Raw genomic sequence first — 16,160 nt, 5'->3', positions numbered from 1 at the left:
GCCCGACCGCACTGTGCTTTCTAGCCGAGCGAAGATTTTACCTTGCTGCGGATATTTTAAGATTTGGATTACTTTTTAAATTTAGACCTGCCGTCCGATGCAGGGTTAAATTTAAAAAGCGCAAGCAGATTTTACTTTCATATAGTCCGCTTGCGCCGTAAAATTTCGGCGGCGCTTTAAATTTACGGGTATTTTGAAATTTTGTGCCGCCCGTAAATTTATAAGCTAATTAAAAATTCTATCCTTCGGGAAGGCGGACATATCGGGCTGCACGTCCTTCTCCGCGCCGATAAGCGCCTTTATTTCGCTATCTTCTATGCTAAAGCCGCCGCCGAGCGCCTTGTAGGCGTTTACCGTCGCGCTTAGCACGTCAAGATCTGCCTGCACTTTATTTAGCTGCGCGCTAAGTAGGTTTCGCTGCGAATCCAAAAACTCCAGATGGTCGCTGTAGCCCGCCTGATAACTGCTTGAGGCGTTTGAATAAATTTTGCTCTGCGAAGCGACGAGATCGGCGAGGCTTGCCTGCCTTAATTTGGCGTTTTGCACGCCTACAAGCGCGTCGCGAACGTCGCCGAAAGCGGTTTTAAGCGCCTTGTCGTATGCGATGAAGCTCGCGTTTTGCTCTAAATTTGCAAGCTCTACGCGCCTTTTTTGGCGGCCGAAGTCAAGCAGCGGCCCTACGAGCGAGCCCCCGATATTCCATGTACTCGCGCTTGCGGTAAACAGCCTGTCAAACTCTCCGCTTGCGTATCCCGCCGAGCCCGTAAGCGAGAAAGTAGGGAAGTAGCCCGCCTTGGCGACGCCCACTAAGAAGTTGCTTGCGCGCAGATTTTCGAGCGAGCTTGCGACGTCTGGGCGGTGCAGGATCACGTCGCTTGGGATTCCGCTTGGGATCTGCGGCGCGTTAGGCATTTTCGCGGCGGTCTGCGCCGTGCCGCGTAAAATTTCATCGTAGCTCTTGCCCGTTAGGATATTTAGCGAGGTTTGAGCCGCGGAGAGCTGATTTTGCACGCTTATGAGGCTCGCCTCGGCGCTTTGGACCGCAGCTTTGGCTTGATAAAATACGATCTCGCTAACCGCGCCCGCATCGAGCTGCTTTTTGCGGTAGTTTTGCGTATCTTGATAGCTTTTTAGACTATCTTTTAAAATTTTCTCCTGCTGCTTTAGTGCTAGTAGCGTAAAATAGGTCGTCGCAACCGTGCTAGTAATCGTATTTTTGGCGGTTTCGTAGTCGTATTTCGTCGCATTAAATCGCGATCGCGCCGAATCTACGCTGTTGCGCACGCGCCCCCAAAAATCGATCTCGTAGCTTAGCACGGCGCCAATCTGATACGAGCCGTGGGAGTTGCGATCGGGCTGGTTGCCGAAATTATTTTGACGCACTGCGCTGCCGCTTAAATTTACATTCGGCAGGTACTCAAGCTTGCTTAGCCCTAAATTTACCCGCGCGTACTCGACGTTATTCAGCGCGGTTTGCAGGTCGGAATTTTGTTCCAGCGCGCTTTGGATAAGGGCGTTTAGCTGCGGATCGTTAAAGCTTTTCCACCACTGCGTGCTAACATTCGTGCTCGCGTAATCCGCCTTAAAGCCGGTCTGCTTTTGCGGCGTAACGGGCTTGAAGTTGCAACCGCAAAGTAAAATTCCAAGCGTCAAGGCGCTTAAGAGAGCGTTATTTATTTTCATCGTTCACCTCGTTAGTTTGGACTTTTTTGCCGCGTCTATCAAGCCAAGCGTTGAAGCTTTCGAGCAGGTAGAAAAACAGCGGCACGAAAAAGATCGCGATCGTAGATGCCGCGAGCATTCCACCTACGACGCCGGTTCCTAGCGCATGGCGGCTAGCAGCGCCTGCGCCGGTAGCGATAACCATCGGAAGCACGCCCAGACCGAACGCAAGGCTCGTCATCACGATAGGGCGGAACCTCATCTTGGCGGCCTCTACGGCAGCTTCTGCGATCGGTCGGTGGTTGTTTAGGTGCTCGTTCATCGCAAATTCCACGATCAAAATCGCGTTTTTCGCCGCCAGACCGATTAGAAGCAGCAAGCCGATCTGAAAATATATGTCGTTATTCAGCCCGCGGAAATATGTAAACACGAGCGCGCCGAATACCGAAAACGGCACGGCGGTAAGTACGGCAAGCGGCATGAGCCACCTTTCGTATTGAGCCGCCAGGATCAAAAACACGAAGATCATTCCAAATACAAACGCCTGCGAGCCTTTGCCGGTCTCGCTGACCTCCTGATACGCGGAGCCCGCCCAGCCGATAGAATATCCGCTAGGAAGCTCCTCTTTTATGACCTCTTGGATCGCTGCGATCGCCTGACCCGAGGTGTAGCCCGTATTTGGCTCGCCCATAATTTGCGCTGCTGGGAAGGCGTTAAATCTATTAACGGAATCAGGACCCAGCGAACGCTCAAGCCTCACTAAAGAATTTAACGCGATCAGATCGCCGCTGTCGCTGCGGACGTAGAGCGATTTTAGATCGTTAGGATCGTCTCTGTAGTTTTGCGTAGCGCGGATATAGACCTTAAACGTGCGACCCAAGAGGTTAAAGTCGTTGATGTAATACTGCCCGATGGTGGAATTTAGCACGGTGAAAATGTCGGCTATCTTAACGCCTAGCATCTTTACCTTCTCTTTATCGAGATAGAGCTTATACTGCGGGAAATCGGTATCCAGCGTCGTTCGCACGAGCTTTAAAGCGGGGTGTTGATTGGCTTTGGCAGTTACGCGATCCATATCTGCGCGAATTTCATCGTAGCTCTTGCCCGTCGTGCTTTGCGCGTAGAGCTCAAATCCACCCGTAAGCGAAAGCCCCATAATAGGCGGCGGCGTGACGACGTAAGTCATAGAGTTGCGATCCGCGCCGTAGAGCTGCCCGTTTAGCGCGGCGGCTAAGGCAAAGTTGGAATTTTCATCGCCCGGGCGATCTTTCCAGTCTTTTAGCTTCATAAAAAAAGCTCCCGCATTTTCTCTAAGCGCTCCGGCTAGCATATCGTATCCCGTGATTTGGGTTATATCTTTTACGTTTGGATACTTTTTAGCGATACTTGCGATGAAATCCTGATCGGCTTCCGTCCTAGGTAGAGTAGATGCCGAGGGAAGCGTAGTCATTGCCATAATCGAGCCTTTGTCCTCGTTAGGCACCAGGCCGCTAGGAGTGAGCACAAGAAGCTTCACCATCGCATAGATGATGATACCTACAAAAATGAGGCTGATTAGTACGTGGTGAAGAACCATGCCGACGCCTGCGGCGTAAATTTTAGTTGAGACGTTAAAAAGATTATTAAACCATCTTATAAAGAAAAAAGGCTCAGATTCCTTTTTTTGCAAGATTAGAGCGCAAAGTGCGGGTGTTAGTGTAAGGGCTACGAAGCCTGAAAAACATACCGAGGCTACGAGCGTTAATGCAAATTGTCTCTGCATAACCCCGGTAAAGCCCTCCATAAACGCAACCGGCACGAAAACCGCCGAAAGCACGAGTACGATCGAGATGACGGGCGCTACGATCTCGCCCATCGCCTTCGTGGTAGCCTCTTTGACGCTAAGATCCGGCTCCTCGTGCAAAATTCTCTCCACGTTTTCGATCACGATAATGGCGTCGTCCACGACGATGCCGATAGCTAAAATAAGCGCAAAAAGGGTAATTAAATTTATAGAAAATCCGAAGGCGTAAATTCCGATAAACGCTCCGCAGATCGATACAGGCGCAGCAAGCGTCGGAATGATCGTCGCTCTAAGATTGCCTAAGAACATATACATAACGATGATGACGAGGATTAGCGCTTCAATGAAAGTATGAATGACCTCTTCGATCGAGACTTTTACGAAGCTCGTCGTATCGTAGGCGACGTCGTAGGTCAGCTCGCCTGGGAAATTTGGTTTAAGCTCGTCTATGCGCTTATTTACCGCTTCAACTACGGCTAGGGCGTTGGCGCCACTTTGCATAAAGATAAGCACAGGCACCATCTCTTTACCGTTAAATTTCGCCGAGATATTGTAGCTTGCGCCGCCAAGTTTGACCTCGGCGACATCTTTTACGCGCAAGAAATTCCCATCTTTTTGCGCGCGTATGATGATATTTTCAAACTCTTCGACGGTTTTTAAACGACCCTCAGGCTTGATCGCATAGACGTAGGGATTGCCTAAGTTCATCGGCTGCTCGCCCATCTTACCCGCGGCGTATTGGCTGTTTTGCTCGCTTATTGCGGCGATTATCTCGGCAGTCGTAACGTTAAATTTCTTAAGTAGCTCAGGCTTAACCCAGATCCTCATAGCATAGTCTTTCGTACCCAGCGCTTGAGCTTCGCCGACGCCCGGCACGCGCTTTAGCTCATCTACGACGTTGATAGCTACGTAGTTTTGCATCTCTACAACATCCATCTGTTCGCTAGGATCGTAAAACGCAAGCACTTCGAGCATCGTACTGCTACGCTCGGTGACGGTTACGCCGTACCTACGCACTTCATCGGGAAGTAGCGTAAGAGCTGGCGTGACGCGGTTGTTTACATTGACTTTCGCATCTGCTGGATTTGTGCCGATTTGAAAATATACGTTGATACGAACATCACCGGAGGAGCTTGCTGAGCTTTCCATATAGATCATATTCTCAACGCCGTTGATCGCGTTTTCAAGAGGCGCTGCGACGACGTCGGCGATCGTTTGCGCATCCGCGCCGCTATATGTAGCGTTTACGACGATTTGCGGCGGCGTGAGTTGCGGATACTCCTCGACAGAGGAATTTTTAAGAGCCAAAACGCCCGCGATTACGATTATGATCGAAACGACGCAGGCAAAAACGGGGCGGTTGATGAAAAATTTAGAAAACATTATTTCCCGCTTTCCGCATTGCTCTGAGATGCTTCAGGCTGTCCCGCTACGTAAGGATCGGCGCTTGCGGGCACCGGAGTGACCTTGGAGCCCACGTTGATCTTTTTAAAATTATCCAAAATGATCTGATCGCCGTCCTGCAGCCCGCTTGAGATCGTCGCAGTGCGGGTATCTTGCGCTGAAATTTTGACTACTTTTTTAGCGACCTTGCCGTCTTGCACGACATAGACTATGGTGTTGCTAAGATCTTGTTTGAGCGCAACTTGCGGAATTTTAAAGCCGTTTTTCTGATAAAAGCCCTCGACGCTTACTTTAGTAAAAATTCCAGGGCGAATTTCTAAGTTTGGATTTGGAATTTGAGCCTTGGCGCTGACGGACGCGGTGTTTGTATTGATGACGCTATCGATAAAGCTTAGCGTGCCGTTGTAGTCCTTGCCGCCGAGATTTATGCTTACCTGACGACCCAGCTGCTTCCACTGCCCGTTTTTTAAATTTGCATCAAGCTCTAGCCTATCGACGTCCGCGATGCCGAATTCCACGTCGATCGGATCAAATTTAGAAAGCCTAACCAGATCCTCGCCCACGTTTACGTATGCGCCTACGTCCTTTTGCGTATCGCCCGCCATGCCGTCAAAAGGCGCGGTAACGAGCGAGTGGTCAAAATCTATCTTTGCACTTTTAAAATTTGCTTCAGCCACCATAAACGCGGCCTTTGCGGTGTCGAAGTCCTTTTGAGAGATCGTGTTGCTAGCTTTTAGCGCCTTGGCTCTTTTGTAGTCCGCCGAGGCGCTTTGAAGAGTAGCGTTTGCGCTGTCAAATGCCGCTTGGTAGCGCGAGCGGTCGATCTCGTAGAGCACGTCGCCCTTTTTGACGCTATGACCCGGCTCGAAAAGCTGCTTTTCGATGGTGCCCGAAACTTGCGGCTTTAGCATTATCTCAAGCTCGCTTATGGTCTGTCCGTTAAATTTCAAAATTATCGGCACATCGGCGGATTTGGCGGTAAATACGCCTACCGGCAGCGCGGGAGCCTCGCCGCCTTGCTTTGCGCCTTTATCTTCCTTTTTTTCAAAATAGGAGCAACCCGAAACTAAAAACGCTGCGAAAATCAAACTGGCGACTTTTTTCATGTAATTTCCTCTAATTGGGTTAAAATTTTGTATTTGTAATAGTTATTACGAAACGAACGTAGATTATAATAAAAACTACATAAAGAAAACTTAAATTTAGCCCGTAAAATAATCTACCGAGTGGAATTATAGCGGAATTTCGATATAATCGCGCTAAAATTTTAAAGGCTTTTTATGAGAAAAATTCTTACTATCGCGGGTTCTGATAGCGGCGGCGGCGCGGGCATCCAGGCCGATATCAAGACGATCAGCGCGCATAAGATGTTTGCAATGAGCGCTATTACGGCGCTTACGGCGCAAAATTCGCGCGGCGTATTCGGCGTGCTGGACGTTCCGCCAGATTTTGTAGAGGCGCAGCTCGATGCGATTTTTAGCGACATCTTTCCGGACGCCGTTAAAATCGGAATGGTCTCCAATGAGGGGGTTGCCGAGGCTATCGCAAAAAGCCTGAGCAGGCACGGCGCGAAAAACGTCGTCTTAGATCCCGTGATGGTCGCTACTAGCGGCGGAGTTTTGATGAAACAAAGCGCGCTGCATGCGCTAAAATACGAGCTCGCTCCCACTGCGGAGATTATCACGCCCAACGTGCGCGAGGCCGAGGTTTTGGCGGAGATGAAAATTTTAAGCTTAGCCGATATGCGCGCCGCAGCGGTTAAAATTTCGCAGTTTTTCGGCGGCGCGATTTTGATTAAAGGCGGCGATCTTGCCGGTGTGAGCGCGACTTGCATTGCGGCGGAAGCGGGCGCGGCGGAAATGAATACAGCGCGAAATTTTAATGCTTCGCAGCGTGAGACGGGCGAAAATGGCGCACGCGAAAATTCTGCGGGTTCGACGAAGAGCGCAAATTTCGCGGATGAAAATTTTACTAGCGAAAGCGAAAATTTAACGGCGAGTGCGGAGCCCTCTTTTGAACAAAATTTATCCGCAGCCTCCCTAGGCGCTGGTTTTGAACCGAGCGGCGAGGACGAGGGCGGCGATTTGAGAAATTTCGCAGTCGATATTTTGTATGAAAACGGCAAATTTTACGAATTTTCGGCGCCTAAAATTGCTACGCGCAACACCCACGGCACGGGCTGCACGCTCTCAAGCGCAATCGCGTGCGCGCTGGCGGCGGGGCTTAGTCTGCCCGCAGCCGTCGCCCATGCTAAGGGCTTCGTGCGCAGGGCGCTGGGCTGGGGTGAGCAGATCGGGCGCGGATGCGGCGCGATAGATCATTATTTTACGGTCCAAGATCCCTTCGGCGCGGACTTTGACGGATCTTGCGCGAACGAAATCAAAATCATCGTCCCGGATTAAAATTTCAAGCGCTCATTGAAATCCCCGCATTCGTAAAATTTCAAAATTCCGCTGCTATTAAATTTAACCTAGCGGCACGAGATCGTCCGAATGGCTCGTCGCGACTTGTGATAAACGGCGGGATTGCGCGGCTAAAAAGCGTGCACTACGGGGATGTACGTACTTAAAATTTTAGTTGATTTTTAGGCATCATAATCCGCGTAGAATTTTAAAGAATTTTTGAATTTTATTGTAGGGTTCGCGTTGCAAGTTAGGGCTTTCCTTATTTGCCTTATGCTATAGCCCTGCTTCGTGGCATTGTTAAATTTGCGTTATTTCTTATAGGTCTTTATACGCGAAAAAAGTGGATTATAAATATAAGCTAGTCATGCACTCACTGCTCACGTTACTACCTGCCTTCGCCCCTTCAAGGTAGATGCATCATTGTATGCCGACCATTGCGCTATACTTGCCGCAGCATTGCGACACCGCTGCGAATTCGCGATCCATTCCTTTCGTCTCATATTTGCTGAGTTCGCTAAAATTCCAAATTTTCTAGCAAAAGAGTTATAATGGCTAAAATTACGTAAATTTAGGAATTTAAAATGCGCTGCAAAAAAGGACTACTACTCTTAATCATCGTCTCGGGGACAATCTCTGCCGCAGATAACTGGATCGCATCCCTACTGCTACCTAGCATCGCAGATACGTTTGGGGTGCAGGTAAGCGCAGCCTCGACAGTTTTGACGGCATATCTGATTCCATACGGCTTACTTCAGCCGGTTTACGGACATCTTAGCGATCGCTACGGCAGAGGTAAAATTTTAATTCTGCTAATGCTCTTTTTGGCGATATTTACGCTTCTTTGTTCCACTGCAAAAAGTCTAGCGTGGCTTGTTTTATTTCGCTTTTGCACGGGATGCGCGGCGGCGGGTATAATCGCCGTCTGCCTCGGCGTTATAGGCGATACATATGACGAGAAGGATAGACAAAAAATCGTAGCGATATTTCTGGGCTCGGTATTTTTAGGGCAGGGGCTGAGTGCGGCTTTAGGTGGATGGGCGGTGGCTAGATTTTCTTGGAGGGAGATATTTTTAGCCTTTTCTGCGCTGTCTGCGGTATCTTTCGTATCACTATTTACGCTAAATTTCAAAGACGCTCCGAAAAGCAAAGGCGAGAGCTTCGTAAAATCCATAGCTAGCTTGCGCGGCGATGCTGCGCTTTTGAGAAGCTATTTTTTGGCTTTATGTAACGGCGTAATCGTGCTTGGGGCGTACTCATTCATAGGCGCTTATCTACTTAAAAAGTTGGGCTTGAACTCAAATTTTGCCGGAACATGTCTTATGCTTTACGGCGTCGCTTGCTTTTTGGCAGGAAACGCTGCTAGATATTTAAAAGAGAAGTTGCCGCTAAAAGAAATTCTATCCCTCGGTTTTTTGGCGTCCGCCTCGGCGCTGTGCCTTTTGGCGAGTTGCTTCGCTGCCACCGCATATGTAGGGACGTTTTTGCTGGGATTTGGCTATGTTTGCGCGCAGTCCGTCCTAGCAAGCGCGGCACTTCGTTGTGGCTCCGCCAAAGGTCTATCCTCCGGGATCATAGGCACGGCGATATTTTTCGGAGGTGGCATCGGTACTGCCGTAGGTGGCAAGGCGCTTGAATATTTAAGCTACCAAGGGCTATTTTGCGGCTTTGCTGTGTTAGCCGCCGTACTGCTGATTTTTTACCGTGCAAGCTTTAAGGGCACGCACGAAATTTAATGCTCCGCAACAATAGCAAAATTTAAAATTAGGCACACTTCGCTGCCGAGAAATTACCTAAAATTACGCTATTTCAGGGCGCTGCATTCGGTATCGTCGTAAATATCGCAGTGCATTGCATCACGCTGCCGCTTTTAGGACTTACACCACCGCTTTTTCAGCTTCCGTGGTATGAGTTCGTTTCGGGATTTTTTGGGCACGCGGTTTGGTTTTGGGCGATCGAAGTATTCCGCCGCGATCTACGAAATCGCGTAACGGGTGAGCCCGATCCCGCGGACCGCCCAAGCGCTTCGCTCTTCTAGCTAAATTTGGAATTCCGCCCCGTTTAGTGCGGAATTCCATCATTTTTTATAAACGCAGTAAAATCACGATAAATTTTTATGTTAAAATTATGATTAATAAAATTTCAAAAGGAGCGGCAATGAAATATAAAATTCTAGTTGCAACCTTTACGGCTGCTCTGGGCTTACAGGGAGCGCTTGCGAGCGATTTTGACGAGCAGGCTTGCGCGGCGCTAAAGGGCGCAAAAATTTACGATACAAAGATCAGTGAAGCGATCTGGAATCAAAGCGGCGAAATCAGCGCCGATAGGATGTCTGCGCTAACCGGCGGAGCCAAAAAGACGCTAAAAGCCGCACCGCACTGCATAATTCACGGCGAGATAGCCTCGCGCACGGGCTCGGACGGCAAGCATTACGGCATAAAATTTGAGCTGCGCTTGCCAGGCGACTGGAACGGCAAGCTTCTATTTCAGGGCGGAGGCGGTTTGGACGGCTTTGTAGCACCGGCTCTTGGCGCCGTGCCTATCCGCACTAGCACCGCAACGCCCGCGCTTATGAGGGGCTATGCGGTAGTTACGACCGATTCGGGACATCCTACGCCTACGCCCGAGTTCGGACTTGAGCAACAGGCGCGGTTAGATTATGCATATCAGGCCATCGGCAAGGTCGCGAGCGTCTCAAAGCAGCTGATTTTTGCGGCGTATAAAAAAGCGCCAGCGCACAGCTACTTTATGGGCTGCTCAAACGGCGGGCGCTCGGCTCTGATGGCGGCGCAGAGGTATCCGCTGGAATTTGACGGCGTAATAGCGGCAAATCCGGGTTTTAGACTTTCGCGCGCGGCGATCGCGGAGCAGTGGGATAACAAGCAGCTTATGAAGATCGCGCCTAAAAACGCCACTGGGGATAAAATTTTCGCAAACGCCCTTACGCAGGAGGATTTGGACAAGCTAAGCATGGCGGTTCTAGATAAATGCGATGCGCTAGACGGCCTAAAAGACGGAATCATCGGTGCTTGGGAGCGTTGCGAGTTCGATCCTAGCGGACTTGATTTGCCCAAAGATAAAATTTCTGCGATAAAGGCGATATTTGACGGCGCAAAAAACAGTAAGGGCGAGCAAATTTACAGCGGCTGGTTTTACGACGCAGGGGTAAATCAGCCGGGCTGGCGCATGTGGAAGCTGGGCGACTCGCAAAGCGCCGAGCCTAATGCCAGAAATATCGTGCTCTCAAAGGGCTCGATGAACTATTATTTCTTGACGCCGCCGCAGCCAGATTTTGATCTGATGAGCTTTGATTTCGATAAAGACGTGCAGCGGACGTTTGAGAGCGCGGCGATAAACGATGCGATTTCGACCAAGCTAGATAGCTTCCGCGCTAACGGCGGTAAACTCATCATCGTAACGGGCGTTTCCGATCCCGTATTTTCGGTGATGGATCAGCGCGATTGGTTTAAAAAGCTAGTGGAAACGAACGCGAATGCGGACGAATTTGCGCGATTTTTTGCCTTGCCTGGGATGAATCACTGCGGCGGCGGTAACGGCATCGATGACGTCGATCCGCTAAGCGCGCTTGAAGCGTGGCGCGAGCAGGGAACGGCTCCATCTAGTCTGCTAGGCAAAAGCACGAGTCGCGCGGGCAAGCAGATCCCGATTTGCGCGTATCCTAAAGTGGCTACCTACGTAGGCGGCGACGAAAATAACGCGAGTAGCTTTGAGTGCAGATAAAATTTATTTAAAGGAGTAAAGATGAGAGGTAAAATTTTAATCGCGGCCTTTGTGGCGGTGCTTTTGTGCGGCTGCGCGACGCACGATGCAAAGCTAGGCAAGGAGGCGGATAAGAGGAGCGAAGGCGCGGCTACGGACTGCGGCGCTAGTGAGGGCGTCTGCAAGGTGCCCGCAGTGCAGGGGTCGATGGTAGGCGGCGGCACAGACGAGCACGGCTGCTTGGTTGCCGCGGGGCAGAGCTTTTCAAAGATCAAGAATGGCTGCGTGCAGGTTTTTGATGTCGCGGATGTGAGGCTGGACGACCCTGATAACGCTACGCTTGCGATCTACGGGATATTTTCCGCGGATAAAAGCAAGGTAGAAATTTTTTGGTCGAGCCTTCCTGAGAGCGTGATCTTGCGCGCAAAAGCAAGCGGCTATGTCTCGAAGAACGGCAAAATTTCGCTGCTAAAAAGCGGCAAGGGCTATAAGATCCACAGAAAATAGCGGGTAAAATTTTAAGCCCGCTAAATTTCGCGCGCTGCGGAGAAATTTAATCCAAGCACGCCAAGGTTTAGCCGATCTAGTAGAGCCTAAGGCTTAAATTTAGGGTAAGCTAATACCAAGCATTCGGTTATTTGCGGCATCTGCCGCCGATAAAATTTAATCAAAGGAGCAAAAATGGCTATCATCAAAGTCGATCTACAAAAATCATATCCCAAACCCGGGCGCGACCACGCTCGTATCGGCCAAATACGATGGCGACGTCAATGCGATGGCGATAACGTGGGCGCAGGCGCTTGACTACGACAAGGTTACCATCGTGCCGCATAACGGCTCGTACACGAGGACGCTCATCGAAAAGAGCGGGTATTTCGCCGGTGCAGATCCCCACGGCAGCGCAGGCGGAGCTGGTTAGCGAGCTGGGCGCCGAAAACAACTCGCGCTTTGATAACGCGGACAAGATGAAAAACGTGGAATTTTTTATAAAGATGACTCCCGCGTACCGCTGATCGTGGGCTGCGCGGCGCGGCTCGTTTGCAAGCGTATCCCCGAGCCTCATAACGAGCAGAGTTATGATCTTTTTATCGGCGAGGTCGTCGCGGCGTATGCGGACGATCGGGTCTTTGACGGCGGGCACTGGCTGTTTGAAAAGATCCCTGACGAGTTAAAGACGCTTCACTACGTCGCCGGCGGTCGGTACTATCTAGACGGCAAAGCGGTAGATACTAAGCGCACGCCCATAAGCGGCGAGTAAGCGCCTCGCAAAATGCTGGCAAATTTGTAAATTTAAGACGAGCGCGCGCGTGAATACGCGGCGAGCTTTAGTAAAATTTCAAACTGAAAAATCAAAGAAAGGATAGAAAATGAAAAAATATATCGTCATCACCGGTGCAAGTTCTGGTATCGGAGCGGCCGCGGCAAAGGCGTTTGCGAGGCGTGGAGAAAATTTGATCCTAATCGCGCGCAGAGCGGAGTTGCTGCAAAGCTTAAAGGACGAGATCGCTAAAATTTCGCCCAAATCGGACGTAGTCGTTAAAATTTGCGACCTTGCGCGCAGTGAGAATGTCCTAGCGCTCTGGGACGAGCTAAAAAGCTACGAGCTAAAGGCGCTCATAAATAACGCGGGCTTTGGAGATTACGGCGCGGTCGGCGAGCGCGATCTATCCAAAGTCTCGCAGATGCTGCGGCTCAACATCATTTCGCTCACGCTGCTAAGTCATCTCTTTGTGCGCGACTACAAGCGCAAGCCCGCCCAGCTCATCAATATCTCCTCCGCCGGCGGCTATAGCATGGTGCCAAACGCCGTCACCTACTGCGCGAGTAAGTTTTTCGTAAGCGCCTTCACCGAGGGCTTGCACTACGAGCTGGCGCAGGATAAAGAGGCTAAAATGCAGGCTAAAGTTCTAGCGCCCGCCGCGACTAAGACGGAATTTGGCCCCGTGGCGACGGATGATGCGGGCTACGACTACGACGCGGCTTTTAAGCGCTATCACTCAAGCGAGGAGATGGCGGAATTCCTGCTTACGCTTTACGACAGCGACGCGTGCGTGGGTGCGGTGGATCGAAACAGCTTTGAGTTTAGCTTACAAGCCCCGCGATTTGACTATGCAGGTAAACGCTAAAATTTATGCATTACGCGCCGCGCGACGAAGCGTAAAATTTTGAGTAACGTAGCGCCGGAGTTAAATTTGACCGCAAAGCGCGATAAAATTTAAAGAAATTCAAGGAGCGAAAATGGGAAAATCCGCCTTGGTGCTGGGCGCTACGGGCGTCGTAGGCAGGGAGCTGGTGCGCGAGCTTTGCGAGAGTCCCGGTTACGATGAGGTAGAGGCGTGGGCGCACCGCCAGACGGACTTTTGCCATTTTAAGCTTTGCGTGCGGATCATTGATTTTGAGGGCATCTCGGATATCGCGCCACATAAATTTGACGAAATTTTTTGCGCGTTGGGCACGACGATGAAGCAGGCGGGTTCGCGCGAGGCGTTTTTGCGTGTGGATGTGGACTACGTCTATGTAGCGGCGAAGTGGGGCAAAGCAGCGGGCGTGCGGCGCTTTGTGCTCGTATCAGCTCCGGGTGGGAGCGAAGGTTCGCCAAGCTTTTATCTGCGCGCCAAAGGGCAGATCGAGCGGCGCGTGAGCAAGCTTGGCTTTGACAGCCTTCAGATCGTCCGTCCGCCGACAATCTTGGGCGAGAGATCGGATACTCGTCTGCTAGAGCGGCTCGCGGCGGCGGTTTTTAAACTGCTGCCCGCCTGCGTGTTCGGCAAATTTAGACCGCTTAGCGGCGCAAGTAGTGTGCGCTGCGAGCGTAATTTTTGGCTTCAAATCCTATAAAAATTCACTCATTTTTTCTCTTTATTTTGTTTGATCTCCTCAAGACTTAGACCGCTTTTACCGATGCTGTCCATACCGAGCGTTTCGATCATCACGAGTATTGCGGCTGGGTCTTTGCCTAATACGCGTGCTAGCGTATTCGTAATCTCGGCGATGATTTGCTTTTTTTGCTCTTTTGTAGGCTCTGGAGCGGCTACTTTTATATTTACGAATGGCATTTTCTCTCCTTAAATTTGATAAAGCAGGGCTAATTATATCAAATTTTAGCCTGTTACCCGTCTCGCTTGCGTTCTAAAATTTAAGTAGATATATTAAAATTTAACTTTAAATTTGATTTAAAGCTAGTATGATTATTATGTGATTCGGTAGTAGTAAAATTAGATAAATTTACCCAAAAGGAGCGAATATGCGTAAGAATTTTTTCGGTTCTATTGTTTTGGCTGCGGCCTTGGCGGGCGGCGCGTTTATAGCGTTGCCGCAGACGGCGAGTGCAGGCGTTTTGGCGCATCAGGTAAAAACCCAGGGCGAGCTCGGCTCGGTATTTATCAACCCATACGACGTGGCGCCTCTAACTGCCGTCATCGATAGGGCGGGCAAGGACATCAAGGATATCCACGTGCGGGTGCTGGGTAAACCGGGCGGCGGCATCGACATAGCCTATAACGTCTCCGAGCATGCGCTACTGACGCACGACGGCGTGCCGATCTGGGGGCTGTATCCGGACTATCTAAACGAGGTCGAAGTAAGCTACGTTTTTAACGGCGAAAAGAAGGTCGAAAAGTATAAAATTTACGCTCAGCCGATCGTGACGTATAGCCGCGATTATAGATTTAGCCACATGCAAAAGATGAAGGTCAAAAAGGTCGATCCTGCGTTTAAAAACAGGCTCTATCTCATCAACAACACCATCACGAGCGTCTATAAACCGCTTGATTGGAAAAACGGGGGTGCTGCTAGCTGGAACGACTTTACAGAAAATTTCGTCGTCGATACGCAGGGCGAGGTCAGATGGTATCTGGACTATCAGAAATTTTACGACCGCAGCGAGCGCAGGGTTATGGACGGCGGCATGATGATGGGCTTTCATCAGCTGCCAAACGGCGATCTTAGTTGGGGTATGGCGCAGCGATATATGCGCTACGATATGATGGGTAAGGAGGTGTATAATCGCGAGCTGCCGCGCGGCTACATCGACCTTAGCCACGAGGTGATGCCGCTAAAGGGCGATCATCTGCTGCTTCGCGTCGGTAAGTACAACTACCACCACGCAGACGGCAGGCTCTCGCACACGATCAGAGATCATATCATCGAAGTGGACGGCAGCGGCAAGGTCGTGGACGAGTGGGATCTGAATGAAATTTTCGGCAAAAACGTCTACCGCAGCAACCTCATCAAAGCTCTTGACGCTCGCGCCGTGTGCCTAAATATCGATATGGACGCCAAAGAGATCAAAATCAGCGACGATCTGCCTTTTGGCGACGTGACATCGACCGGCACGGGACGCAACTGGGCGCACGTAAACTCGATCTCGCACGATCCTAGCGACGACGGCATCATCCTCTCGCTTCGCCACCAAGGCATCGTTAAGATCGGCCGCGACAAAAAGGTAAAATGGATCCTCGCATCGCCCGAGGGCTGGAGTGCGGACTTTAAAGAAAAAGTGCTAGTGCCTGTGGATAAAAACGGCAACAAAATCAAATGCGAAAACTCAAAATGCGAGGGCGACTTCGACTGGTCGTGGACGCAGCACACCGCGTGGCTCACTCCGCGCTACGATAACAAGGGCAGCGTAAAGCACATCAGCGTATTTGACAACGGCGACGGCCGCGGCATGGAGCAGCCTGCGCTAAAAGAGCAAAAATACTCTCGCGCGGTAGAGTACAAGATCGACGAGAAAAAGGGCACGGTCGAGCAGACGTGGGAGTTTGGCAAGGAGCGCGGATTTGACTTTTACAGCGCGGTTACGAGCGTCGTGGAGTGGCAGAAGGATAAAAGCACTTACTTTATCTCAAGCTCGAACGTCTATCTACTAAAGCCCGATAAGACGATCAAAATGGTGCTCGTGGAGATCAACCCGAAAACAAACGACGTTAAATTTGAAATGGACGTAGAGTCTGCGTCGAGAGACGACGTGGCATACCGCGCGATGGTGATCGATCCGAATATCTTTGAGTATTAAAATTTCGCGGTGGGTTGGAATTTAGCTTTTAAATTTCACCTACTGCTTTGGTGCGGATAGAATTTTGCGATCTAAGCGCGAAATTTTAAATTTTTATATAAGATGAATTTTTTAGCAAAGGAGCAAAAATGCAGTATTTAATCTTAAATGACGGCAACAAAATGCCGATTTT

At 50.3% G+C, this 16,160-nt stretch carries 14 protein-coding genes and 1 pseudogene; 11 read left to right on the top strand and 4 right to left on the bottom strand.

Annotated elements, in window-relative coordinates; translation table 11 throughout:
* Nucleotides 1-225: 225 nt before the first annotated feature.
* Genes Q0117_RS03735 through Q0117_RS03725 form a run of 3 tightly spaced genes read right to left on the bottom strand, consistent with a single transcriptional unit; the run spans nucleotide 226 to nucleotide 5,955 of the window.
* The gene (locus tag Q0117_RS03735) at nucleotides 226-1,683 is read right to left on the bottom strand and encodes an efflux transporter outer membrane subunit (protein ID WP_297922729.1); all 1,458 of its coding nucleotides are present in this window, start codon (nucleotides 1,681-1,683) and stop codon (nucleotides 226-228) included.
* Entirely contained in the window at nucleotides 1,670-4,828 is a 3,159-nt protein-coding gene (locus tag Q0117_RS03730; RefSeq protein WP_297922727.1) for a multidrug efflux RND transporter permease subunit, read from the bottom strand. The genes Q0117_RS03735 and Q0117_RS03730 overlap by 14 nt, the downstream gene beginning before the upstream one ends.
* The gene (locus Q0117_RS03725; RefSeq protein ID WP_297922724.1) at nucleotides 4,828-5,955 is read right to left on the bottom strand and encodes an efflux RND transporter periplasmic adaptor subunit; all 1,128 of its coding nucleotides are present in this window, start codon (nucleotides 5,953-5,955) and stop codon (nucleotides 4,828-4,830) included. The genes Q0117_RS03730 and Q0117_RS03725 overlap by 1 nt, the downstream gene beginning before the upstream one ends.
* 174 nt (nucleotides 5,956-6,129) lie before the next feature.
* Between Q0117_RS03725 and thiD the strand changes: the two genes are divergently transcribed.
* The 10 genes and pseudogenes from thiD to Q0117_RS03675 all read left to right on the top strand — a co-directional run bounded on the left by thiD (nucleotide 6,130) and on the right by Q0117_RS03675 (nucleotide 13,809).
* Nucleotides 6,130-7,251 (top strand): bifunctional hydroxymethylpyrimidine kinase/phosphomethylpyrimidine kinase, encoded by a 1,122-nt coding sequence (thiD, locus tag Q0117_RS03720; RefSeq protein WP_297922721.1) that lies wholly within the window; start codon nucleotides 6,130-6,132, stop codon nucleotides 7,249-7,251.
* 584 nt (nucleotides 7,252-7,835) lie between these two features.
* Entirely contained in the window at nucleotides 7,836-8,987 is a 1,152-nt protein-coding gene (locus Q0117_RS03715) for an MFS transporter (RefSeq protein ID WP_297922718.1), read from the top strand.
* Between the two features lie 50 nt (nucleotides 8,988-9,037).
* Nucleotides 9,038-9,289: pseudogene (locus Q0117_RS03710) on the top strand (DUF1440 domain-containing protein); the annotation flags it as partial.
* 119 nt (nucleotides 9,290-9,408) lie between these two features.
* On the top strand, nucleotides 9,409-10,992 hold the full coding sequence (locus tag Q0117_RS03705) for a tannase/feruloyl esterase family alpha/beta hydrolase (RefSeq protein WP_297922716.1): 1,584 nt from the start codon (nucleotides 9,409-9,411) through the stop codon (nucleotides 10,990-10,992).
* A gap of 21 nt (nucleotides 10,993-11,013) precedes the next feature.
* On the top strand, nucleotides 11,014-11,478 hold the full coding sequence (locus Q0117_RS03700; protein WP_297922713.1) for a hypothetical protein: 465 nt from the start codon (nucleotides 11,014-11,016) through the stop codon (nucleotides 11,476-11,478).
* A gap of 174 nt (nucleotides 11,479-11,652) precedes the next feature.
* Nucleotides 11,653-11,775, top strand: coding sequence for a hypothetical protein (locus Q0117_RS03695; RefSeq protein WP_297922710.1), 123 nt, complete (start codon nucleotides 11,653-11,655; stop codon nucleotides 11,773-11,775).
* Nucleotides 11,747-11,890 (top strand): hypothetical protein, encoded by a 144-nt coding sequence (locus Q0117_RS03690; RefSeq protein ID WP_297922707.1) that lies wholly within the window; start codon nucleotides 11,747-11,749, stop codon nucleotides 11,888-11,890. The genes Q0117_RS03695 and Q0117_RS03690 overlap by 29 nt, the downstream gene beginning before the upstream one ends.
* 96 nt (nucleotides 11,891-11,986) lie before the next feature.
* Complete coding sequence (locus Q0117_RS03685; protein WP_297922704.1) at nucleotides 11,987-12,229, top strand: flavin reductase family protein; 243 nt, start codon at nucleotides 11,987-11,989, stop codon at nucleotides 12,227-12,229.
* Between the two features lie 109 nt (nucleotides 12,230-12,338).
* On the top strand, nucleotides 12,339-13,097 hold the full coding sequence (locus Q0117_RS03680) for an SDR family NAD(P)-dependent oxidoreductase (RefSeq protein ID WP_297922701.1): 759 nt from the start codon (nucleotides 12,339-12,341) through the stop codon (nucleotides 13,095-13,097).
* A 112-nt stretch (nucleotides 13,098-13,209) separates the two neighbouring features.
* Nucleotides 13,210-13,809: an NAD-dependent epimerase/dehydratase family protein gene (locus Q0117_RS03675; protein ID WP_297922699.1), complete on the top strand. Its 600-nt coding sequence runs from the start codon at nucleotides 13,210-13,212 to the stop codon at nucleotides 13,807-13,809.
* Nucleotides 13,810-13,817: 8 nt separating this feature from the next.
* Here the strand turns inward: Q0117_RS03675 and Q0117_RS03670 are convergent, their stop codons facing one another.
* A complete protein-coding gene (locus Q0117_RS03670) occupies nucleotides 13,818-14,027 on the bottom strand; it encodes a 4-oxalocrotonate tautomerase family protein (RefSeq protein ID WP_005872687.1) in 210 nt (69 codons plus the stop codon).
* A gap of 188 nt (nucleotides 14,028-14,215) precedes the next feature.
* Between Q0117_RS03670 and Q0117_RS03665 the strand changes: the two genes are divergently transcribed.
* Entirely contained in the window at nucleotides 14,216-15,988 is a 1,773-nt protein-coding gene (locus Q0117_RS03665) for an aryl-sulfate sulfotransferase (protein ID WP_297922695.1), read from the top strand.
* Nucleotides 15,989-16,160: the final 172 nt, after the last annotated feature.

Origin of the sequence: uncultured Campylobacter sp. (assembly GCF_937997535.1) — a bacterium.
In the GTDB taxonomy this organism is placed as follows: Bacteria; Campylobacterota; Campylobacteria; order Campylobacterales; family Campylobacteraceae; genus Campylobacter_B.
The sequence above is the reverse complement of the archived record's forward strand: the minus strand, read 5'-3'. Positions and strand labels throughout refer to the sequence as shown.